We start from the raw sequence: 18,337 nt of genomic DNA on the forward strand, positions 1-18,337 counted from the left end.
TGCGCCGATGAGACTCGTTTTAGTGTGTTAACCCGCTTCAAGTTGATGACTCACCTTTTATTTTATTAACTAATTTAGCCTGCTTGCTTAAGGGGATTACCCCTTAAGCCCAAAGCACTACAGAGCCCATTTCATTCCGACATAGTAACGACGTCCCATTAGGTCGTACGTCATAGTGTTGGTATTACCGTCGGTATAGCTTTGATGATATGGCGCTGGTTTATCGAACAGGTTATCGATACCTGCCGTTAAGGCTATATTGCTGTCCATTTGATAATGAACCTGTGCGTTATGGTAAGTGACCGCATCAACGGCGTCACCTATATCTCCGGCATTGGCATATTGATCATCCGCCGCGCCGATATATTGAATGTTGTAGCTAAAGCGCCAATTGTCATTCGTGATATCAAAATAGAGGTTTGAGCGCCATTTGGTGTAGCTACCATCATAACCAATGGTGCCAGCTCGTGATTCAACGGGGGCGCCAGCGTAGGTTTGTAGATCGTATTGATCTAAATAGCTCAGCTCCCAAGTCGTATTAGTCACAACGCTGCCCATCTCTTTTGGGTAAAACATCGCCATATCAACACCTGAAACCACTTCGTTGGCGGCGTTGCCCAGTTGTGTTTGTAAATAGGTGATGTTGCCTGTCATCGCGTCTCGCACAAAGTGCTCGTCGCTACAGAAAGGATGCGTCATCCCTTTACTGTCGTAACAGGCGGCTAATTTGCTCGAACCATTGACTGAGTTAATGGCGTTATTAATCTCTATTTTGTAGTAATCGAGCGTGATATTGAGCCCTTCAATAAATCCCAGATCCCAAACAATACCGGCAGTAAAGGTATTGGCCTCTTCTGGTTCTAGCTCGGCATTGCCACCACGGTCGGTTAAAATTGTGCCTTCTTGCTTATAATTCGTTGGCACGTTTGATGCCATACAATTAGCATATCGATTCGAGCTTGGGTCGAGCTTAGCCCACTCGCTACAAGGATCTGTGGTATTCATGGAACCTTGATCAATACCACCAAATAACTCAGGAATATTCGGTACTCTGAATGCCGTGGATTGTGTGGCTCGCAGTGTCACTGCGTCATTGACGACCCACAGTAGCCCCATTTTATAATTGGTATCGCCACCGAAGGTATCAAAATAGGAATATCGCAGCGCCGCAGTTAATTCGACCGACTTAGCAAAGGGCAGACCGCTTAACATAGGTAACAAGGTTTCAAGATAAATTTCGTCGGCAGTGTAACGACCATCAATCGGATCTTGTTGGGCAGTGTTTGCTTCACCACTGATTTTAAGTGGGTCAGGATCATTCCATCCTTTCTCGTTTCTGTGCTCTAGTCCTACAGCAAAACTCATCATGCCTGCGGGTAACTGCCATAGATCGCCCGTGATATTCGTTGTGAGACTAAACTGCTCATTACCGCCGCTATCACGCATATTAAACAGAAAATAGTCCAGCATTGCTGGTGTGAGTGAGCCTGCTCCCCAAAAGTCTGCGCAAGGTACATTAGGATCAAGATTACAATTGCTATAGTCTGTCGCGTCGGCAAGACGAACCTTATTAATGACATTGGTCACTTCATAGGAACCACGATTACTGCCGAAGTTAACGGCAGCATCCCATTGCCAACCGTTGTCTAAATCACCTCTAAAACCTGTCACTAAGCGCCAAGTATCCGCTTGAATATTAAATTGTCGGGGAGCTTCTGCCAGTCTGCGACTCTGGAGAAGGAAGTCTGCATCGGTCGGATTTGATTCATGCCAAGCAGGGATCACGATACCTGACACCGATTGCGGAGTAGCGGGTAATTGTGAGCTACGGTGAGTGTACATAGCCTCAGCAAACACTTGGCTGCTCGCCGTTAAGTCATATTCACCGTAGGCAAACAGATTGACTCGCTCGTTAGGTTGAACCGCATTAAAATACTGATAAGTATTATCCTTATGGCTACTGGTGTAAGGGGCACTTCCTGTTGGCAATAGCATTAATTCATTGCCGATTTGATTGCCATTTGCATCAATGAAATGGCCTCTGCCTCCCGGCAGCGCCGAGCTACCGCCACACACTAGCTCACCATTCACTTCCTCAAGCGGACAAGGTGCGCGACTCAGCATATCGACGGCTTGGGTTTTATCGTAACTCATCGCCACATATGCACTGCCACGCTCACCTATATGACCGAGGGCAAGGTCGAGCTTGTACTGTTCACCATCATTTTGCTCGGTTATGCCCGTTCTCGCTTGAAATTCAACCCCTTCGATTTGTTGCCGAGTGATGATATTGACCACGCCAGCAACCGCATCTGCACCATAAATGGCGGATGCACCATCTTTTAATACCTCGATTCGTTCAACCACGCTAATGGGAATAGTATTAAGATCCACGGAGGAGTTTGCCCCTGTGCCACTGTTCACCATACGTCGACCATTGAGCAGTACGAGTGTACGATTTACCCCTAATCCGCGCAGGTTAACTTGGGTTGAACCATAGCCACCCTCAGTCCAATAGGCATTCGTTTGATTACCCGCAAACCCCGCAGAGGCCGTCATTCTTTGCAGCAATACTTCAACTGAGGTGGCACCAGTTTTCTCGATATCTTGTGCGGTAAAAACGGTCATAGGCGCGGTGGAGGCCATCTCTTCCCTTTGAATTCGGCTCCCTGTAATGGCAATCCTTTCGATAGCAGTGGGAGTCGATAATTGAGGTTTAATTGCAGATGCTGGAAACATTACTTCAGTTTCGGCTTCGGCTGCTATCCCTGAAACAGTGGCCATACTTGTTAGGGATATTGCAATTGAAGCCATTACTGCAGAGCGGGACATAATAAGCCTATGAAAGGTTTGTTTAAATAATGAGATGTTTTATAAAGGATTAAGCTGATATCTCAATAAAAACTAAACTACCTGCGACACTGTGTCACACCCCTAATACGCGGTTTATAATAAAGTGCTGATATAATCGACACTTTTGATATGGAAAAATAAAATTACGCTTGTTTCTGCTTATTTCCTCTCTCTATATTTCCACTAAGTGATAAATCACCGATGACTAAGGGTTTGGAAGTTCAACCATGTGGGCCCGCTGCATAGTTTTTTGTTTTACAGATATGATGATTCGGCATTGCGTAAATGGGAGGATGAGAGCATGCAAGCGCAAGTACTGAAAAAGTTTGAAGGCTACCCTGAGCATATAACGCCCTTGCTATTGCGGATTCGAATTTTGATTTTTTCGATTGCCGAAGCGCAAGATTTAGGCGCGGTGGAAGAGAGCTTAAAATGGGGCGAGCCGAGTTATTTCGTTAAAAATGGGAGCACAGTAAGGTTTGACTGGAAGCCTAAATATCCCGAACAATATTACCTATTCTTTAATTGTAAAACTAAGCTGATTGATACATTTCGAGAGCTGCATTCCGACGTGCTGCAGTTTGAAGGGAATCGAGCCATAGTGTTAAATATTCATGATCCCCTACCAGAATCTGCGATTTCCCAATGTATTGAATTATCGTTGAAATACAAAAGTATCAAACATCTACCTTTACTAGGCGCTTAGTTTCATTGAATAAAAAGATGATGAATCACTAAAACCTTAACGCGAGTTAAGGTTTTAGTCTGTTTCATTAAGCGTGAATTTTGCTAGTTAAGTGTGTTTTGGATAACCTGCTGCATTATTTGAATTATGCAATAAAGGCTTCTAACTTGTGGCGGTAGGATTCTTCAAAGGCAATTATCGAAGCACTCTTTGAAAAAAAGCTACCGCTTGCAGGTACATTTGCAGTGCGAGTACGGGATCATAGCGTTCGCCTTCATCACGCATAAAGGCGTGTTGGGCGTTGACTTCAAGCCAAGTAAAGTTACGGTTCAGCGCCATTAATTGCTGGTGGATTAGTACTCGGCCTTCCGCGGATACGTGGGGATCTTGCTTGCCGAACACTAACACTAATTCCCCTTGAATATCACCGCTGCGGCTCAGTGAGTCATTGCCGTAAGCGCAGGGTAGGGTATTGGAATGAATGTCGGTTGGATAGAGGCAAAATGCACCTAAAATAGCGGGGTTGAGTGCGGCGCGGTAGGCTAAGTGGCCGCCGATACACACGCCCATAGAGCCAACTTTGCCATTACAGTAAGTTTGTTGAGTGGCAAAATCGATCAGTGCTTGGGTATCGCTATCGTGATGTTCTAGGGGTTTGGCAAATTTATCGGCGTTACCTTTATCTTTACCCGATTCATCATAGGCCAGCACAGTGCCTAAAGGATTCAGTTCATGGAACACTTCGGGTACTAACACCACAAAACCGTGGCCAGCAAGAATTGTCGCAGTGCGGGCGATGGGCGCAGTTTGCTGAAATATCTCGGAATAAAAGATGAGACTTGGGAATATTCCCTGTGCTTCTGGGCGATAGATATAGGTGCGCATTAGCCCTGAAGGTGTGGAGATATCCTGAATTTCCTGAGTCACTAACATATTTATATTCCTCTATGAGGCTTCAAACGTTGAAGCCTCACTTTAGCAGTCAGGATTTTATCTGTCAGTTAAAACAATTCGTTACCAGATAGCTCACCTGCACATAGTGCTTTTATATTGCTCAAGGTCGTTTTGGCAATGGCGCCTAGGGCTTCTTCGGTGAGGAAGGCTTGGTGACCCGTGAAAATCACGTTATGGCAGGCTGATAAACGACGGAATACATCGTCTTGAATAATTTCATTCGATTTGTCTTCGAAGAACAGGCCCTTTTCGTTTTCGTATACATCGAGCCCAAGCGAGCCGATTTGCCCCAGTTTTAATGCTTCCATTGCGTCGAAAGCATTGAGTAAACCACCGCGGCTGGTGTTGATCACCATGACACCGGGTTTCATCTTGGCGAAGCTGGCTTGGTTTAGTAAATGACGGTTATCTGCGGTCAACGGGCAATGCAAGCTGATGATATCGCTGTTGGCATAAATAGAGTCGAGATCTTGATATTCAACATTCAGCGCGATGACAGCCGGATTGATAAAGGGATCGAAGGCAATGACTTTACAGCCAAAACCGAGCAATACCTTGATAGTTGCTACGCCGATTTTACCTGTACCAATCACGCCGACGGTTTTGCCGAACATGTTAAAGCCGACTAAGCCTTCGAGGGAGAAGTTGGCATCGCGGGTGCGTTGGTAAGCTTTGTGGATTTTTCGATTCAGTGTCAACATCAGTGCGACTGTATGTTCGGCCACGGATTCAGGAGAATAAGCTGGTACGTTAACGACTTGCATGCCTAAGCGTTTAGCGGCAACTAAATCGACGTTGTTAAAGCCAGCGCAGCGCATGGCGATAATTTTTGTGCCACCCTTAGCGAGTTCGACCAGAACTTCTTCACAGAGTGAATCGTTGACGAAGGCGCAGACAATTTCAAAACCTTCGGCAAGCTTCACTGTTTGCATGCAGAGGCGATAATCGAAGTACTCAATTTGTGCACCAAACGCAGCATTTGTGCGGTTAAAGTGCTGCATGTCGTAATGTTTTGCGCTAAAAAATCCAATTCTCATTTCAGTCACCTAACGGGTTTGCTGATGTCATTATCTGGCAAAGAGTGTAAGTGAGTTAGGGCTTTTTGTCCTTAGCCTTAGAAAATTCCCCGTTAAAAGAGTGAGCTTTATCATCAATTGGGAATAAAAAAGCGAGCCCCTGACGGCTCGCTTATTGATTGACTGCTTTTACTTGAAGTGTTCAAGCTAGAGCTCTCATATTGAAAGTCGTACTATATGAGCTGAGGGTTAGTCCTTTAACCCTCTGTTATTGCATTTTACTTTTTGTCTTTAGCGTATTTAGCTGCAGATGCACCCGCGATACGGCCATAAGTAACGATATCGGAAATAGCATTACCACCTAAGCGGTTAGCACCGTGAACGCCACCTGTGACTTCACCTGCTGCATATAAACCATCAATAGGCTTGCCCGTTTTTTCACTCTTCACTTCGGCTTTAGTATCGATCACAACACCACCCATAGTGTGGTGAACTGCTGGCGCGATTTCGAGAGCGTAGAAAGGTGCAACAACTAATTCACGTGGTAAATCAGGACGTTCAAATTGAGCATCTTTACCTGATTTAACAAAGCCATTATAAGCTTTCACTGTTTTAGCGAGTTCGGCTGCTGGAATATCTAACTGTTTAGCCAGATCTTCAATTGTTTTGCCTTCTTTAACAATGTTCAGGTGCACATAGCCTTCGATAGCTTTTAAGCTCTTACGGATAGAGTCATCGAATACCAAATAAGCACTTTCGCCTTTTTGTTGCAGAATCGCGGCAGACGCTTTGTCACGGGTGGTGATTTCGTTCATAAAGCGGTTACCTTCACGGTTAACCACGATTGCACCGTTACCACGTACCGCTTCGGTGATCATCACACCACCAGCAGGTGAATAAGTTGGGTGAGCTTGAATAAATTCTAAGTCGCGAGTTGCTGCACCCGCTTGTAATGCCACGTCTAAGCCATCACCTGTAGCACCTGGGTGGTTAGTCGCTTTAAAGCCTTTTAACTTAGGATCGTACTTAGCTACACGATCGTTATTTTTCGCAAAACCACCCGCTGCGATAACGACAGCGTCAGCTTTGACAACGTAATAACCTGTGTATTCACCCTTCACCAATACGCCGGTAATTTTACCGCTCGCATCTTCAAGAATACGTACTACACGGCTGTTTAAGCGGATGTCAGTACCACGTTTCACTGCATTGTCCCATAGAACTTGTGCTACGTGTGCACCCACGCCAGCGCCGCCTGTTGGACGGTGACTACGGTTAACACTTGCACCACCCATACGACCTACGTCAGTCATATCGGCACCCATAGAGGTTAACCAATCGATAGAGTCTGATGAGTTGTTGGCTAAGGTTTTGACCAGTTCAGGATCGTTAATATTGCGACCACCTTTCATGGTGTCGTCGATCATGATTTGTTTCTTGTCTGCGATACCTAGTTTAGCCTGTGGCTTAGTTTCTGCAGCGTTCATACCGCCAGCAGCAAGTTTAGTGTTTCCGCCTGGGATAGGTTCTTTTTCAAGCAGGATAACTTTAGCGCCTGCATCACGGGCTGAAACGGCTGCAGCAAGACCTGCACCACCTGAACCTATGATCACGACATCAGTGGTTTCTTTTGCGCCAGCGGCAATGGCTTTATCTTGAGCAGCTTTGTCTGCATCAACAGGCACAAACTTACGTTCCCACTTACCACCGTAAGGCATATCGAAGCCGAAGCTGTGACAAGCATCGCAATAGGTGACTGATTTTTCATGACCTTTATGGCAGCTAGTACAAGCAATTTCGCCAATTAGGTGAGATTTATGGGGTGATACTTTATCTTTAGGTGCAGCGGCGGCCAGTTCTTTTAAATCACCGTGGCAGCTAACACACTGAGCATTTTCATGGGTAAGGTTGTCGTTGGTGACGCCACCTTTGTCTGATACGTGGCAGCTGTCGCAGCTACCCATTTCACCGTGAAAATCGGCTAGCACTTCTGGTGCTGCATAGGCAGTACCTGCCATAGCGCCAGAGATCAGCATGGCTAGTGCTGTTTTTTGAATCTTTCTTGTGAACATGATAGTTCCTCCGCCGTACATTCATCTACTTAATAAGGGTTATTCATCGTGGCGTGATATTTATTTTTTACGCAGCTCACGCACTGTTAGAGCATTCTCCATTTGCAAATTTAGCACTATCTAAAGAGGTATATGTGTGCTCAGATCACATAACCTTTGTTACAGCGAAAATAACATATTTAAAATGTGCAATCGGATGGGAAATATTAATGAAGTTGAGACTAATCACTGCTTCAATACGGTATAACATGCGTTAGTTAACATATTGAATGGATTGATTTTAACTTTATAAAATAAAAATGGTATGAATTATGGTTTTGGTAGTGTGTTTTATCTATTTGTATTTTATAGATATTATAATTTAATCTTGTATATTGAGGTGATGGCTTATTTATTTTTATGTATTCTATAAATAATGTTATTTCAAAAGCCTTTATTGTATAAAATTATATTTCAATTTTAATTAAATGTTACGCAATTGATTCTTAAGGGGTTGTAATGCACAAACAAGGCATATCTGAAAAACGTTTTTGGTTTCAACGTTTGAGTAAAACCAGTTTAAGGGCATTACATATTTTAGGGATAGTAGGTGTCGGTGGTGGCATTTTATTAGATGTAAATAAAGTGCAATGGTTGAGTTATTGGTATCTCGCGATGACGACGGGCAGCATATTAATGTTGTGGGAAATCGCACGGGATTGGCGCTGGCTGATCCAGCTTAAGGGAGTGTTAACTTTAGTAAAAATAGGCTTGCTTGGCCTGTTTGTGCCGCTGGCTCATTACAAACCTGAGCTGTTAATCGTGATACTTTTTTTGTCAGTGATCGTGTCCCATGGTCCTGCAGGGCTCAGGCATTATTCTATTGTGCATCGTCGGCAAATTGACTCGAAAAAAGAAATTAAGGGCTAATTGATATGTCTGTAACCCATACGTCAACTTTAACGCCTGCCGCGTTAATCACAGAGTTCGCTTGGCCTAATCCATCTGTGTCTAACTTAGACTTGAGTTGTTTCGATGGGCTTAAGGTACTCGATCTCGCTTGCGGTTCTGGGCGTAATGGTTTGTGGTTTTTAGCGCGAGGGGCTGAAGTGACGTTTATAGACAGAGATTTGTCAGCCATGTCACACATTGTTCAGGCTAATGCTTACAAATTACAAAGGGATTTAGAAGCTGAGGCAGGACCATTATTGCCGGTTGAAGAGTACGATATTGTCTTAGTATTTAATTATCTGCATCGCCCATTACTGCCACAAATTGCTAAGGCGGTTAAGAGCACAGGCCTTATTGTCTATGAAACCTTTACAACGCAACAGGCGCAGATAGGTAGGCCACGCAACCCAGATTTCTTACTTACTGAAAATGAACTCAAATCAGTGTTTGCTAACTGGCAATCTTTACATTACTTTGAAGGTCGATTATGTGATCCGCAGTCCACTCAAAGCAGTTATAAAGCCCAGTTGATTGCGCGAAAACCTACAACGTAAATTTATTGATTGAGACTCAGAGGTCGTAGGATGTTTCCCTATCCAGAGCAATATCGCATTGCAACGCCGCCGTTGACGACCGCCTTTATGGTGGCGTGGGCTTTATTCAGTCACAGCTTATTTTCCGATGCAAACCCTGTCGCACTCTATCCGCTGTTAGCGCTATTTCCTTTGGTGATTGGATTACACTTATATTTGATTTTGTTAGCAAAAGGAATGGGGCGACTCGATCAGTGTTTCTATGCCTTAGTGCATATCCCACTGGCGTTTGTGGTGTGGACATTCACTATTATGCACGTGAATGGTAACGCTTTTTCTTAAATTCGCCTGACGTTTTAGAGAAAATAACAAAAAAGCGCCCTGATAATCAGAGCGCTTTTTTTGATTTTGTATTGCTAACAATTAGGCCGTGGTGTTGATGTTGTGGCCTGCATTGCCTACGGGTTTTGGCGCCGCAGCTGCAATTAAATCTACCGCGATTTTACCTTCGGCTTTTTGCTGCTCTTTTGCTAACTGAGCAACCTTAACGCCAATTGCACCATTTTCTAGATTCGGTGCGATAGCTTGGGTATTCAGTGAAATTGACATAACTAACCTCGATTGTAAGCTGGATCCCTTTATCGGCAAACCCACGGTTAACTTTAGTCGTTACACATGAATTTGCCAATCTGCAATTATTTTGCCTTGGCCGTGAACAGTTTGCGGCCGATGACAATTATTGCTGTAACGCCTAGTGAGCCTAAAATCAATCCAAGTGCCAGGCTCACATTTTGCAGTGCTGTTGGGTCAATAACCAGTGCGATACCCATACCTAACATCATCACGCCTGACATAAGTTTCAGGGTTTGGCCTTCTTTTTCGGTTAACTTACGTTTGCCTAAGGTCGCACTGAAAACGATAACAATAATAGCCAGCGGGATCACATATACAATATTGTATAAAACCAGATACATATAGCGTTCAATGTCTGGCAGATTGTGCATAGATAGCACACTGGTGTAGATCATTGGGAAGCCTGCGGTGCAAAGTAATTCATAGGCGTTGGCGAGGATAGCTAATACGGTAGAACCTATGAGTAACGCGCCTAAGTTACTGGAATTGGATAGTTTTCCCATGCGTTTTATCAGACTCGTACGATTTTCTGCCGACATTGATAGTGTCACTTCTCCCTTAGTAAAGAAGTAATCTTTGATATTGATGACTCCTGCGATCAAAGCTAAACAACCCGCCGCTAAAATGATCATACCGCCATCACTGCCTGCCCCCAGCAGTTGGAAGATGTTTAGCCATGCCGTCATAAACAGGAAATAGATAAAGCCGGAGAAGAATACGAAAATCCCGCCGACGAGTAACATGCGGCTGCGACTCTTGGCATTAACCATTATCGACAGTAAAAATAGCAACACAAAGAAGGCACAAGGGTTAAAAGCATCGACACCTGCGAGCACTAAGGTGAGTAACGGCAGAGACATAGTCTCAGGTGTCACGACTCCCACTAAAGGTAATTCAACGGGCTGAACTTCTGCCTCTGCAACGGACTCGCTTAAGCTGGTGGCATCACAGGTGCCTTCACCAGTATCCGTGCCACAAGTGCCAAAGAGCGGTGCATCAGTTTGAGCGCTTGTGGTTGTGCTGGTGGCTCCTTTGGTGGGGAGGTCAGCGTCGCTCAGTTTACCGCCAAGGGCTAAATAACAATTCTTTAGTCGATTGACTAAAAACTCACCCGTTACCGCTTCACTTGAATATCCCACAATGGCCTTTTCACAACTTGCCATATAGGGTACTGAGCGTGCTTCAGTACTGGTTTTGGAGGCAACATTTTGCCAAATATCCTGTACGCCGGGATCTGACACCCTATGGGATTCGAGTTCTATCCAAGGGTATTTTTGCGGTAATGAATCAATGAACGGATGGGCCTCTGCACAGTGCGGACAGGTTTTTGACCAAAAGAAATACAGCTTAATTTTGAGCTCACCCTGATCATTCACATAATGCCACGTTCGATCCGCTGAGCTTGAGGGTGTTGTCTCGGCCCAGCTCGGGATAGAAAAGGCAAAGAGGAATAATAGCGAGCAAAAGAGAGATAATTTCGATAGATATTTTGTCATAGCGCCTCCCACAGAGAGTGGGTTTAAGTATCGTCAAACGGTTCGATTATCTCTTACTCTACTTAAATCAATCATTTTGATTAAATTAGATATTAAGAAGTGTTAGTTAACTCGCGAATAATAATTTTTTGGGAACTGAAACCAGTTTATCTCCCTGTGAAATGGGGTGATGCACACTCACTCTCAGCTTGAGTCGTTATTGGCTAATAAAGAATAAAGCACCCGAGGGTGCTCTATTTCTGACGTTATCAACAGGTGCCGATGATGGGTTATGGTTAGCCTAGCGTTACGCCATTTACGCTAAGTTTCACGTCGATATTATTGCGCGTGGCGTTCGAGTATGGACAAACTTGATGTGCATGACGCACGAGGGCTTCTGCGGCTTCTTGCGGTAAATCTAAGCTGACTTCTAAGGCAACCGCTAATGCAAAACCACCGGCGTCATTGGCACCTATGCCAACAACCGCACTGACTGGCGCTTCGGTAATATCCACTTTGCCGATTTTTGCGACGTGCAGAACGGCGTTTGAGAAACAGGCGGCATAACCTGCGGCAAACAGTTGTTCAGGATTAGTGGCGAGACCGCTACCGCCCATGGCTTTTGGATAGGCTAAAGCGACATCAAGTAAACCATCATCAGTGCTGACTTGACCTTGACGACCCGCTTTTGCTGTGGCACGTGTTTCATAAAGTGTTTTCATAGTATTAGACCTTCTGAGGTTAAGGATTAAGTAAATCGATTTAAATTGTGCGCAATTCAATTGTGATAAACTATAATTCGATCTTTGGTGTGAATGCAAGTATATTGTGCGCAATATATTTAATTTGTCGGATCTTCCTATGGCAACAACTCAACCCAACACCCGTGTTAATACTGTCGATATGGCAGAAAATACCAGCACAGAGAATGCCTTATGTCTTGAGAATCAAGTGTGCTTCTCACTTTATAGTGCTGCAAATGCTATGGTGCGTGCCTATCGGCCTTTGTTGGACAAATTAGATCTAACCTATCCGCAGTACTTAGTCATGCTAGTGCTATGGGAAGAGCAGGGGATTAGTGTCAAAACCTTAGGCGATAAACTTTTCCTCGATTCAGGCACATTAACGCCATTGCTGAAGCGGCTAGAATCTAAAGGATTAGTGACTCGCGGGCGTAGCGAGCAGGATGAACGCGTGAGAGTGCTGGCCTTAACGCCAGCGGGGCTTGCCCTCAAAACACAGGCAAGTGAAATTCCCCATTTGATGCGTTGCAAAGTCGGCGGCGAGGCGAGCGAACTAAAAGCCTTAAAGACTATGTGCGATCAAGCACTTAAGCAATTACATGCCAGTATTGATTAAACACTTATCGTCAAGATTTGATCTAAGATTAACTTATTGACATATTAACGCTTATTAGCGGTTCGACTGAGTGTAATGGGTTGTATGCTTGAGGCTCAGCGGGTCAGTCGTCTATTTAAGGTTAGCGAGAGTAAGTTATGGCCTGTTTCGATGTAGCCATTATTGGCGGTGGGATCAGCGGTGTCGGCATTGCCCAATATGCAGCAGCATCGGGCTATTCCACCTTGCTGATTGAAAAGGGCGAAATTGGCGGCCAAACCTCGGCGAATTCCAGCAAGCTTATCCACGGTGGTTTACGCTATTTAGAAACTGGACAAATTAATTTAGTCCGCAAATCATTGCTTGAAAGGCGACATTTACTCAATCTTGCACCATCACTTGTTAAAGCTGTGCCCTTTTATATTCCCGTGTACGACAACAGTCAGCGCAGTCCTTGGACCATTCGCGCAGGACTGAGTATGTATGCACTGCTGAGTGAATTTGATCCTTTAGGCCAATTTGTGTCAGTACCTGCTGTGCATTGGCATCGTTTCAAGGGATTAAAACTCTCTGGATTAAAAGCCGTATTTCAGTACTGGGATGCGCAGACCGACGATAAATTGCTCACTCAAGCGGTGGCGCGCAGCGCGCAGGCACTGGGCGCTGAAGTCTATGCCGAGGCTGAGTTTCTTGAGCTGGAACATAAGCGCGAGGCTTGTGAGCTGAGTTTTAGCCACAGGGGCGAAATCCATAAAGCCGAGGCGAAGCTTGTGATTAATGCTGCAGGTCCTTGGGTGAATGCTGTTTTAAGCAAAGTCTTGCCCCCACTTGCGGGTGTTGAACTCGATTGGGTGCAAGGCGCCCATGTGTTACTGGATATTCCTGCGCCCGATGGCATCTTGTACTTAGAGTCATGCTTCGATAAACGGGTAATATTTGTGATGCCTTGGTATGGTCAAACCTTAGTCGGCACCACAGAAACTGAATTAACCTCTTTAGATAAGCCGCCCCAAGCGACCGAGTCTGAAATTAATTATCTGCTTGGTATTTATAAGCATTACTTCCCGCTAACGTCGGAGATTGATGAGCTTAAGGCTTTAATTACCCAAACCTTCTGCGGTATTCGGGTTTTACCTAAGCAAAATAGCCAAGCCTTTGAGCGACCGCGGGATACCTTGATGAAAACATCAATTTCCCATCCGCGAATACTCAGTTTATATGGCGGTAAGTTAACGACGTTTCGCAGTACCTCAGCCGAAGTGCTTGAATGGATTGAAAAGGCCATAGGTAAGCGGCAGTCTATTGCTGATGTTGATAAACTCACCCTATCTTGAGTGCGCCGTGAATTATGCACTTGATGCTGATTTGAATATGCTTCAAGGTGATTTTTACCTGTAAAACCGCTACAGTGTGGCGCTTTTTTACTGATATCTAGGATCTGCCGTGAATGCTGCTATTGTAAATACCGCCAAGCAATGTGGTTATTTTAACCAAGGTCAGTGCCTTTCTTGCCGGCATATACAACAACCTATGGTGCAGCAAGTGGCGGTTAAGACTCAAATTTTACAGCAACTACTCGCGCCTTTTATCCCAGCTAATTTGCCCGATATTTTTCAGCCGCCGGTAATTGGCGAGGACAGCGGCTTTCGTAATAAAGCTAAAATGGTGGCCTTAGGCGCCGCCCATGCGCCTGTGTTGGGGATTGTGGGCCCAAGTGGCGAGGCGGTAGATCTTTGCGACTGCCTTTTATATCCATCTGATATGCAAGATTTATTACATCGCTTAACACGCTTTGTGCAGCAGGCTGGACTTCCTCCTTATCGGGTAGATAGAGCCAAGGGTGAACTTAAATTTATTCTGCTGACCCGCAGCCAAGTGCGTGGTGAATATCTACTGCGGTTTGTACTGCGGTCCACCAATAGTATCGAACGTATCGAACGTGAATTACCTGCATTATTAGCTGAATATCCGCAAATAAAAGTGGTGTCAGTCAATATCCAACCGGTTCATATGGCAATACTTGAGGGGGATGAAGAGATTTTCTTAACTGAGAATACTAGGCTTGAAGAACGTTTTAATCATGTGCCTTTGTTCATTCGGCCTAAAAGCTTTTTCCAAACTAATCCACACGTTGCGGCTCAGTTATATCAAACGGCCCGTGAATGGGTTGCCGAGTTTTCACCTCATTCGTTATGGGATCTCTTCTGTGGTGTAGGCGGTTTCGGACTGCACTGCGCATCCAATGACATTACACTCACAGGGATTGAAATTGAAGCTGAAGCGATTGCCTGCGCGCAAATGTCAGCGCAGATGATGGGGCTCGAAAACGTGCAATTTATGGCGCTCGATTCCACCGACTTTGCTAAGGGTAAAAGCGCTGCCGATAAGCCGGATTTGATCATAGTTAATCCGCCGAGGCGCGGTATTGGCGAGGCGCTATGTCAGTCTTTAAGCGAGTTTGCCCCTAAGGCCATTCTCTATTCAAGCTGTAATCCGCAAACCTTAGCGAAAGATCTCGAACATATTCAAGGCTATCACTTAACCAAAGTGCAGCTATTTGATTTATTCCCCCACACGGATCACTTCGAAGTACTAGTCATGTTGGTGAAGGATTAATTTTTTAGCTCATCAATTTATCACTAAGCATTTGTGTTCACTCGCTTTACGACTCTTGAAGTCCGCTCAAACAATCATAAGGACTCTACCATGTGGAGTCTTTGCAATACTTTTATCTGTGCTGCTCGCGTGAAACTTCATCAAAGTGTCTTTTTAGTGGCATAATCTTCAGCACTTTATGCATTGATGGGCGGCGATTTATGCTACAGATTTTCCTACGCTTTTTTACCTTGGGCTTGATGAGTTTTGGCGGACCTGCGGCGCACATTGGTTATTTTCGCCAGACCTTCGTAAATGAACTCGGTTGGCTCGATGATAAGCGTTACGCCAGTCTGGTTGCCTTAAGCCAATTTATGCCGGGGCCAGGGTCGAGCCAAGTGGGTTTTGCCATTGGTTATCAAAGAGGCGGGCTTGTTGGCGCGCTTGCTGCTTTTGCCGGTTTTACACTACCTTCCTTTATTTTGATGTACTTACTGGCGGTAACAACGTCGGCATGGCTCGCCAATCATTATGTTCAAGGGATGATTTATGGGCTTAAATTAATGGCCGTTGTTGTGGTTGCCGATGCCGTTCTCGCCATGTTTAAACAGTTCTGCCAACGCAAATCCGCACGCCTATTAATGTTAGTCAGTGCCGCGGCAATTTTGATTGCGCCATCGATGTGGACGCAAATCCTGCTGTTACTCGGCGCTGCGACTATCGGCATCTATAAATTGAGTGCGACGCAAGATGACACCGCACCGCTTGCACCTATCAAATTGAATTATATATATTTACTGCTCTTTTTTGTGTTGCTCATCGGCAGTTTTTTTATCGTGGATTTAGGCTCTGAAGCTTGGATCTTCGGTGAGTTTTATCGCGTAGGGAGCTTAGTATTTGGTGGTGGTCATGTTGTGCTACCTCTGCTAGAAACTGCGGTGGGTGATACCATAGGTGGCGATCGTTTTCTGACAGGTTATGCCTTTGCCCAAGCAGTGCCAGGACCTATGTTTACCTTTGCGACCTTTTTAGGCGCTGAAGTGATGTTAGATAAGCCCTTCATGGGAGCTTGCATCGCAACCGCAGCCATTTTCTTACCCGGTTTTTTACTCATGCTGGTGGGGTTGAAAAGTTGGCATGCGATTGCCGCAAGACCAAAAATTGCTGGCGCGATAGCGGGAGTGAATGCCTGTGTTGTTGGCTTACTTGCTGCAGCACTTTATCAACCCGTGTTTTCTCAGGCGGTATTCTCAGGTAAAGATATGGCCTTGGTATTGCTCGGTTTTGGTGCATTAAAGTTATTTAAACCACCCATGCTACAACTGGTATTAGGCTTTAGTGTATGTGGTGTGCTGCTTAATATGCTTTGAACTGAGTCGTTATTAATCGAATGTTTATTGAGCAAGATTAAGATTTTGTTACTTTAAGCGCATAGAAATACAACAATCTTAGCTATACTCCGAAGATACAAGTTGTAATCCTTTGGAGCATTCAAGTATGTCTAAGTTGAGTTTGCGCAATAAATTATTATTGCTATCGCTATTTCCTTTGATCCTCGCATTATTGGTGTTGATGTCGGTTTCTTATTATGTCGAGCAAAATGCGCTTGCCGATGAGGTGGTTACCTTTAGATCTAAGCTCGTCGGTGAACGTAAACAACAAATTAAAGAAGCTACCGAAATTGCCGCTGGTATAGTGAATTACCAATTATCGTTAAAAGAACAAGGGAATGTGAATCAAGCGCTAAGAGACATACGTTTTGGCAGTGCGGGTTATTTCTTCATGTATGACTCTCAAGGGAAAAATATTTTTCATGCCCTCATACCGAGTTTAGAAGGGCAAAATAAAATGGATATGACAGATCCTCGCGGCACTAAAATTATCGTCGGTCTGCTCGATGCCGCTAAACGTGGCGATGGTAGTTTTTCCTATTACTATCAAAAACCTAATACTAATGAACAGATTGAAAAAATCAGTTACGCCATGATGATCCCTGGTACTGACTGGATGTTAGGTACTGGGGCATATATCGATGATATTGAAGCTGTTGTTGAAGATTATCGCGAGACAGTGACTGAGCAAATGGCAGAAAAATCCTTCGCGATTTTGCTGATAGCGCTTTTCCTTACGGGTATTACTGGCTTTATTATTATGATTGCCGCCCATCGTATGGTTGTGCCAATCAAGAATATGGCCGATAACTTAAATGATATTGCTAAGGGCGAAGGGGATTTAACCAAGCGACTTACCGTAAAAGGTGAAGACGAAATTGCCCAACTTGGGCGCTCCTTTAACCTCTTTGTCGATAAACTTCAGCATATTATCGGCGATGTCGCGACCGCGACGGCTAAAGTAAAAACGGCAGCCAATGCGATTCATGATCAAACTAAAGTCATGTCGAGCCAGTTGGTGAGTCATAACAATGAAACCGATCAGGTGGTGACTGCAATCACTGAGATGTCCTCCACTGCGAACGAAGTGGCTAAGAATACCACTCAAGTAGCCGAAGCGACTCACGCTGCTACTGGTGATGTGGCGAATGCACAGCGCTGTGTTGATGCTTCGCTTGAGGAGATTGCGTCTTTAATGTCGCAAATCAACAATGCGGCAGGCAGTATAAAATCACTCAGCGAGCAATCACAGAAGATCAACAGCGTGCTTTCTGTCATTGGCGGTATTGCCGAGCAGACCAACCTGTTGGCATTAAACGCCGCCATCGAAGCGGCCCGTGCTGGTGAACAGGGTCGTGGATTTGCTGTGGTCGCCGATGAGGTGCGTAATTTAGCCAGTCGAACTCAAGCCAGCACGTTAGAAATCAACGAGATGTTATCGGCACTGCATAAGCTAGTGACCCAAGCCGTGAAAGCCATGGAAGAGAGTCAGCAAAGCTGTGTACGTTCGGTGGATTCTTCTCGCACGATTTCCGATAGTTTAGGTTCAGTCACTTCAGCGGTAACGGCTATTAATGATATGAGTACCCAAATTGCGGCCGCGGCGACAGAGCAAAGCTCAGTAACCGAAGAAATTAACCGTAACGTGTATGCCATCCAAGAGATTGTAAACGAGCTGCTTCATTCCAGCGAAGATGCCGCTAGGATCAGTATGACAGTCTCGGAAGAAGGCATTAACTTGGGCAAGTTAGTGGGCCAGTTTAAGATTTAGTGGGACAGTTTAAGATTTAATTGCAGCAATCTTGATTAAAACGGGAGACTTAAGGTCTCCCGTTTTATTTGGCTTATTTATCTTTTTGAAG

16 protein-coding genes are annotated in these 18,337 nt (G+C 44.9%); 9 read left to right on the forward strand and 7 right to left on the reverse strand.

What is annotated here, in order from left to right; genetic code table 11:
* Window positions 1-117 precede the first annotated feature (117 nt).
* A complete protein-coding gene (locus HGO26_RS09830) occupies window positions 118-2,832 on the reverse strand; it encodes a TonB-dependent receptor (RefSeq protein ID WP_168824887.1) in 2,715 nt (904 codons plus the stop codon).
* Between the two features lie 322 nt (window positions 2,833-3,154).
* Between HGO26_RS09830 and HGO26_RS09835 the strand changes: the two genes are divergently transcribed.
* Window positions 3,155-3,559, forward strand: coding sequence for a DUF1801 domain-containing protein (locus HGO26_RS09835; RefSeq protein WP_168824889.1), 405 nt, complete (start codon window positions 3,155-3,157; stop codon window positions 3,557-3,559).
* Between the two features lie 174 nt (window positions 3,560-3,733).
* Here HGO26_RS09835 and HGO26_RS09840 read toward each other — a convergent pair whose 3' ends face one another.
* The 3 genes from HGO26_RS09840 to fccA all read right to left on the reverse strand — a co-directional run bounded on the left by HGO26_RS09840 (window position 3,734) and on the right by fccA (window position 7,580).
* Window positions 3,734-4,471 carry a dienelactone hydrolase family protein gene (locus HGO26_RS09840; RefSeq protein WP_168824891.1) on the reverse strand — a complete coding sequence of 246 codons (738 nt, stop codon included), beginning with the start codon at window positions 4,469-4,471 and terminating at the stop codon, window positions 3,734-3,736.
* Window positions 4,472-4,539: 68 nt separating this feature from the next.
* Window positions 4,540-5,529, reverse strand: a complete 990-nt coding sequence (locus tag HGO26_RS09845) for a 2-hydroxyacid dehydrogenase (protein WP_105250073.1) — start codon at window positions 5,527-5,529, stop codon at window positions 4,540-4,542.
* Between the two features lie 257 nt (window positions 5,530-5,786).
* Window positions 5,787-7,580: a fumarate reductase flavoprotein subunit FccA gene (gene fccA / locus HGO26_RS09850; protein WP_113939829.1), complete on the reverse strand. Its 1,794-nt coding sequence runs from the start codon at window positions 7,578-7,580 to the stop codon at window positions 5,787-5,789.
* 498 nt (window positions 7,581-8,078) lie between these two features.
* Between fccA and HGO26_RS09855 the strand changes: the two genes are divergently transcribed.
* Genes HGO26_RS09855 through HGO26_RS09865 form a run of 3 tightly spaced genes read left to right on the forward strand, consistent with a single transcriptional unit; the run spans window position 8,079 to window position 9,385 of the window.
* Window positions 8,079-8,489, forward strand: coding sequence for a hypothetical protein (locus tag HGO26_RS09855; RefSeq protein WP_105250071.1), 411 nt, complete (start codon window positions 8,079-8,081; stop codon window positions 8,487-8,489).
* Between the two features lie 5 nt (window positions 8,490-8,494).
* Window positions 8,495-9,064, forward strand: coding sequence for a class I SAM-dependent methyltransferase (locus HGO26_RS09860; RefSeq protein WP_168824893.1), 570 nt, complete (start codon window positions 8,495-8,497; stop codon window positions 9,062-9,064).
* A gap of 30 nt (window positions 9,065-9,094) precedes the next feature.
* The gene (locus HGO26_RS09865; protein WP_105250069.1) at window positions 9,095-9,385 is read left to right on the forward strand and encodes a hypothetical protein; all 291 of its coding nucleotides are present in this window, start codon (window positions 9,095-9,097) and stop codon (window positions 9,383-9,385) included.
* An 81-nt stretch (window positions 9,386-9,466) separates the two neighbouring features.
* On the opposite strand, the gene HGO26_RS09870 is transcribed toward HGO26_RS09865, so the two are convergent.
* The 3 genes from HGO26_RS09870 to HGO26_RS09880 form a co-directional block, all read right to left on the reverse strand.
* Entirely contained in the window at window positions 9,467-9,652 is a 186-nt protein-coding gene (locus tag HGO26_RS09870) for a hypothetical protein (protein ID WP_028759392.1), read from the reverse strand.
* An 86-nt stretch (window positions 9,653-9,738) separates the two neighbouring features.
* Window positions 9,739-11,172 (reverse strand): cytochrome C biosynthesis protein, encoded by a 1,434-nt coding sequence (locus HGO26_RS09875; RefSeq protein WP_168824894.1) that lies wholly within the window; start codon window positions 11,170-11,172, stop codon window positions 9,739-9,741.
* Window positions 11,173-11,447: 275 nt separating this feature from the next.
* Entirely contained in the window at window positions 11,448-11,873 is a 426-nt protein-coding gene (locus HGO26_RS09880) for an organic hydroperoxide resistance protein (protein ID WP_131524696.1), read from the reverse strand.
* A gap of 139 nt (window positions 11,874-12,012) precedes the next feature.
* Here HGO26_RS09880 and ohrR point away from each other — a divergent pair, with 139 nt between their 5' ends.
* The 5 genes from ohrR to HGO26_RS09905 all read left to right on the forward strand — a co-directional run bounded on the left by ohrR (window position 12,013) and on the right by HGO26_RS09905 (window position 18,246).
* Window positions 12,013-12,510 carry a transcriptional regulator OhrR gene (ohrR, locus tag HGO26_RS09885; RefSeq protein WP_168824895.1) on the forward strand — a complete coding sequence of 166 codons (498 nt, stop codon included), beginning with the start codon at window positions 12,013-12,015 and terminating at the stop codon, window positions 12,508-12,510.
* Between the two features lie 137 nt (window positions 12,511-12,647).
* Entirely contained in the window at window positions 12,648-13,823 is a 1,176-nt protein-coding gene (locus HGO26_RS09890; protein ID WP_168824896.1) for a glycerol-3-phosphate dehydrogenase/oxidase, read from the forward strand.
* 109 nt (window positions 13,824-13,932) lie between these two features.
* Window positions 13,933-15,105 (forward strand): 23S rRNA (uracil(747)-C(5))-methyltransferase RlmC, encoded by a 1,173-nt coding sequence (gene rlmC / locus HGO26_RS09895; protein ID WP_168824897.1) that lies wholly within the window; start codon window positions 13,933-13,935, stop codon window positions 15,103-15,105.
* Between the two features lie 200 nt (window positions 15,106-15,305).
* Window positions 15,306-16,454 (forward strand): chromate efflux transporter, encoded by a 1,149-nt coding sequence (chrA, locus tag HGO26_RS09900; protein WP_168824898.1) that lies wholly within the window; start codon window positions 15,306-15,308, stop codon window positions 16,452-16,454.
* Window positions 16,455-16,581: 127 nt separating this feature from the next.
* Complete coding sequence (locus HGO26_RS09905; RefSeq protein ID WP_113939838.1) at window positions 16,582-18,246, forward strand: methyl-accepting chemotaxis protein; 1,665 nt, start codon at window positions 16,582-16,584, stop codon at window positions 18,244-18,246.
* The last annotated feature ends 91 nt before the right edge of the window (window positions 18,247-18,337 follow it).

The organism is Shewanella oncorhynchi, assembly GCF_012584455.1.
GTDB lineage: Bacteria > Pseudomonadota > Gammaproteobacteria > Enterobacterales > Shewanellaceae > Shewanella > Shewanella oncorhynchi.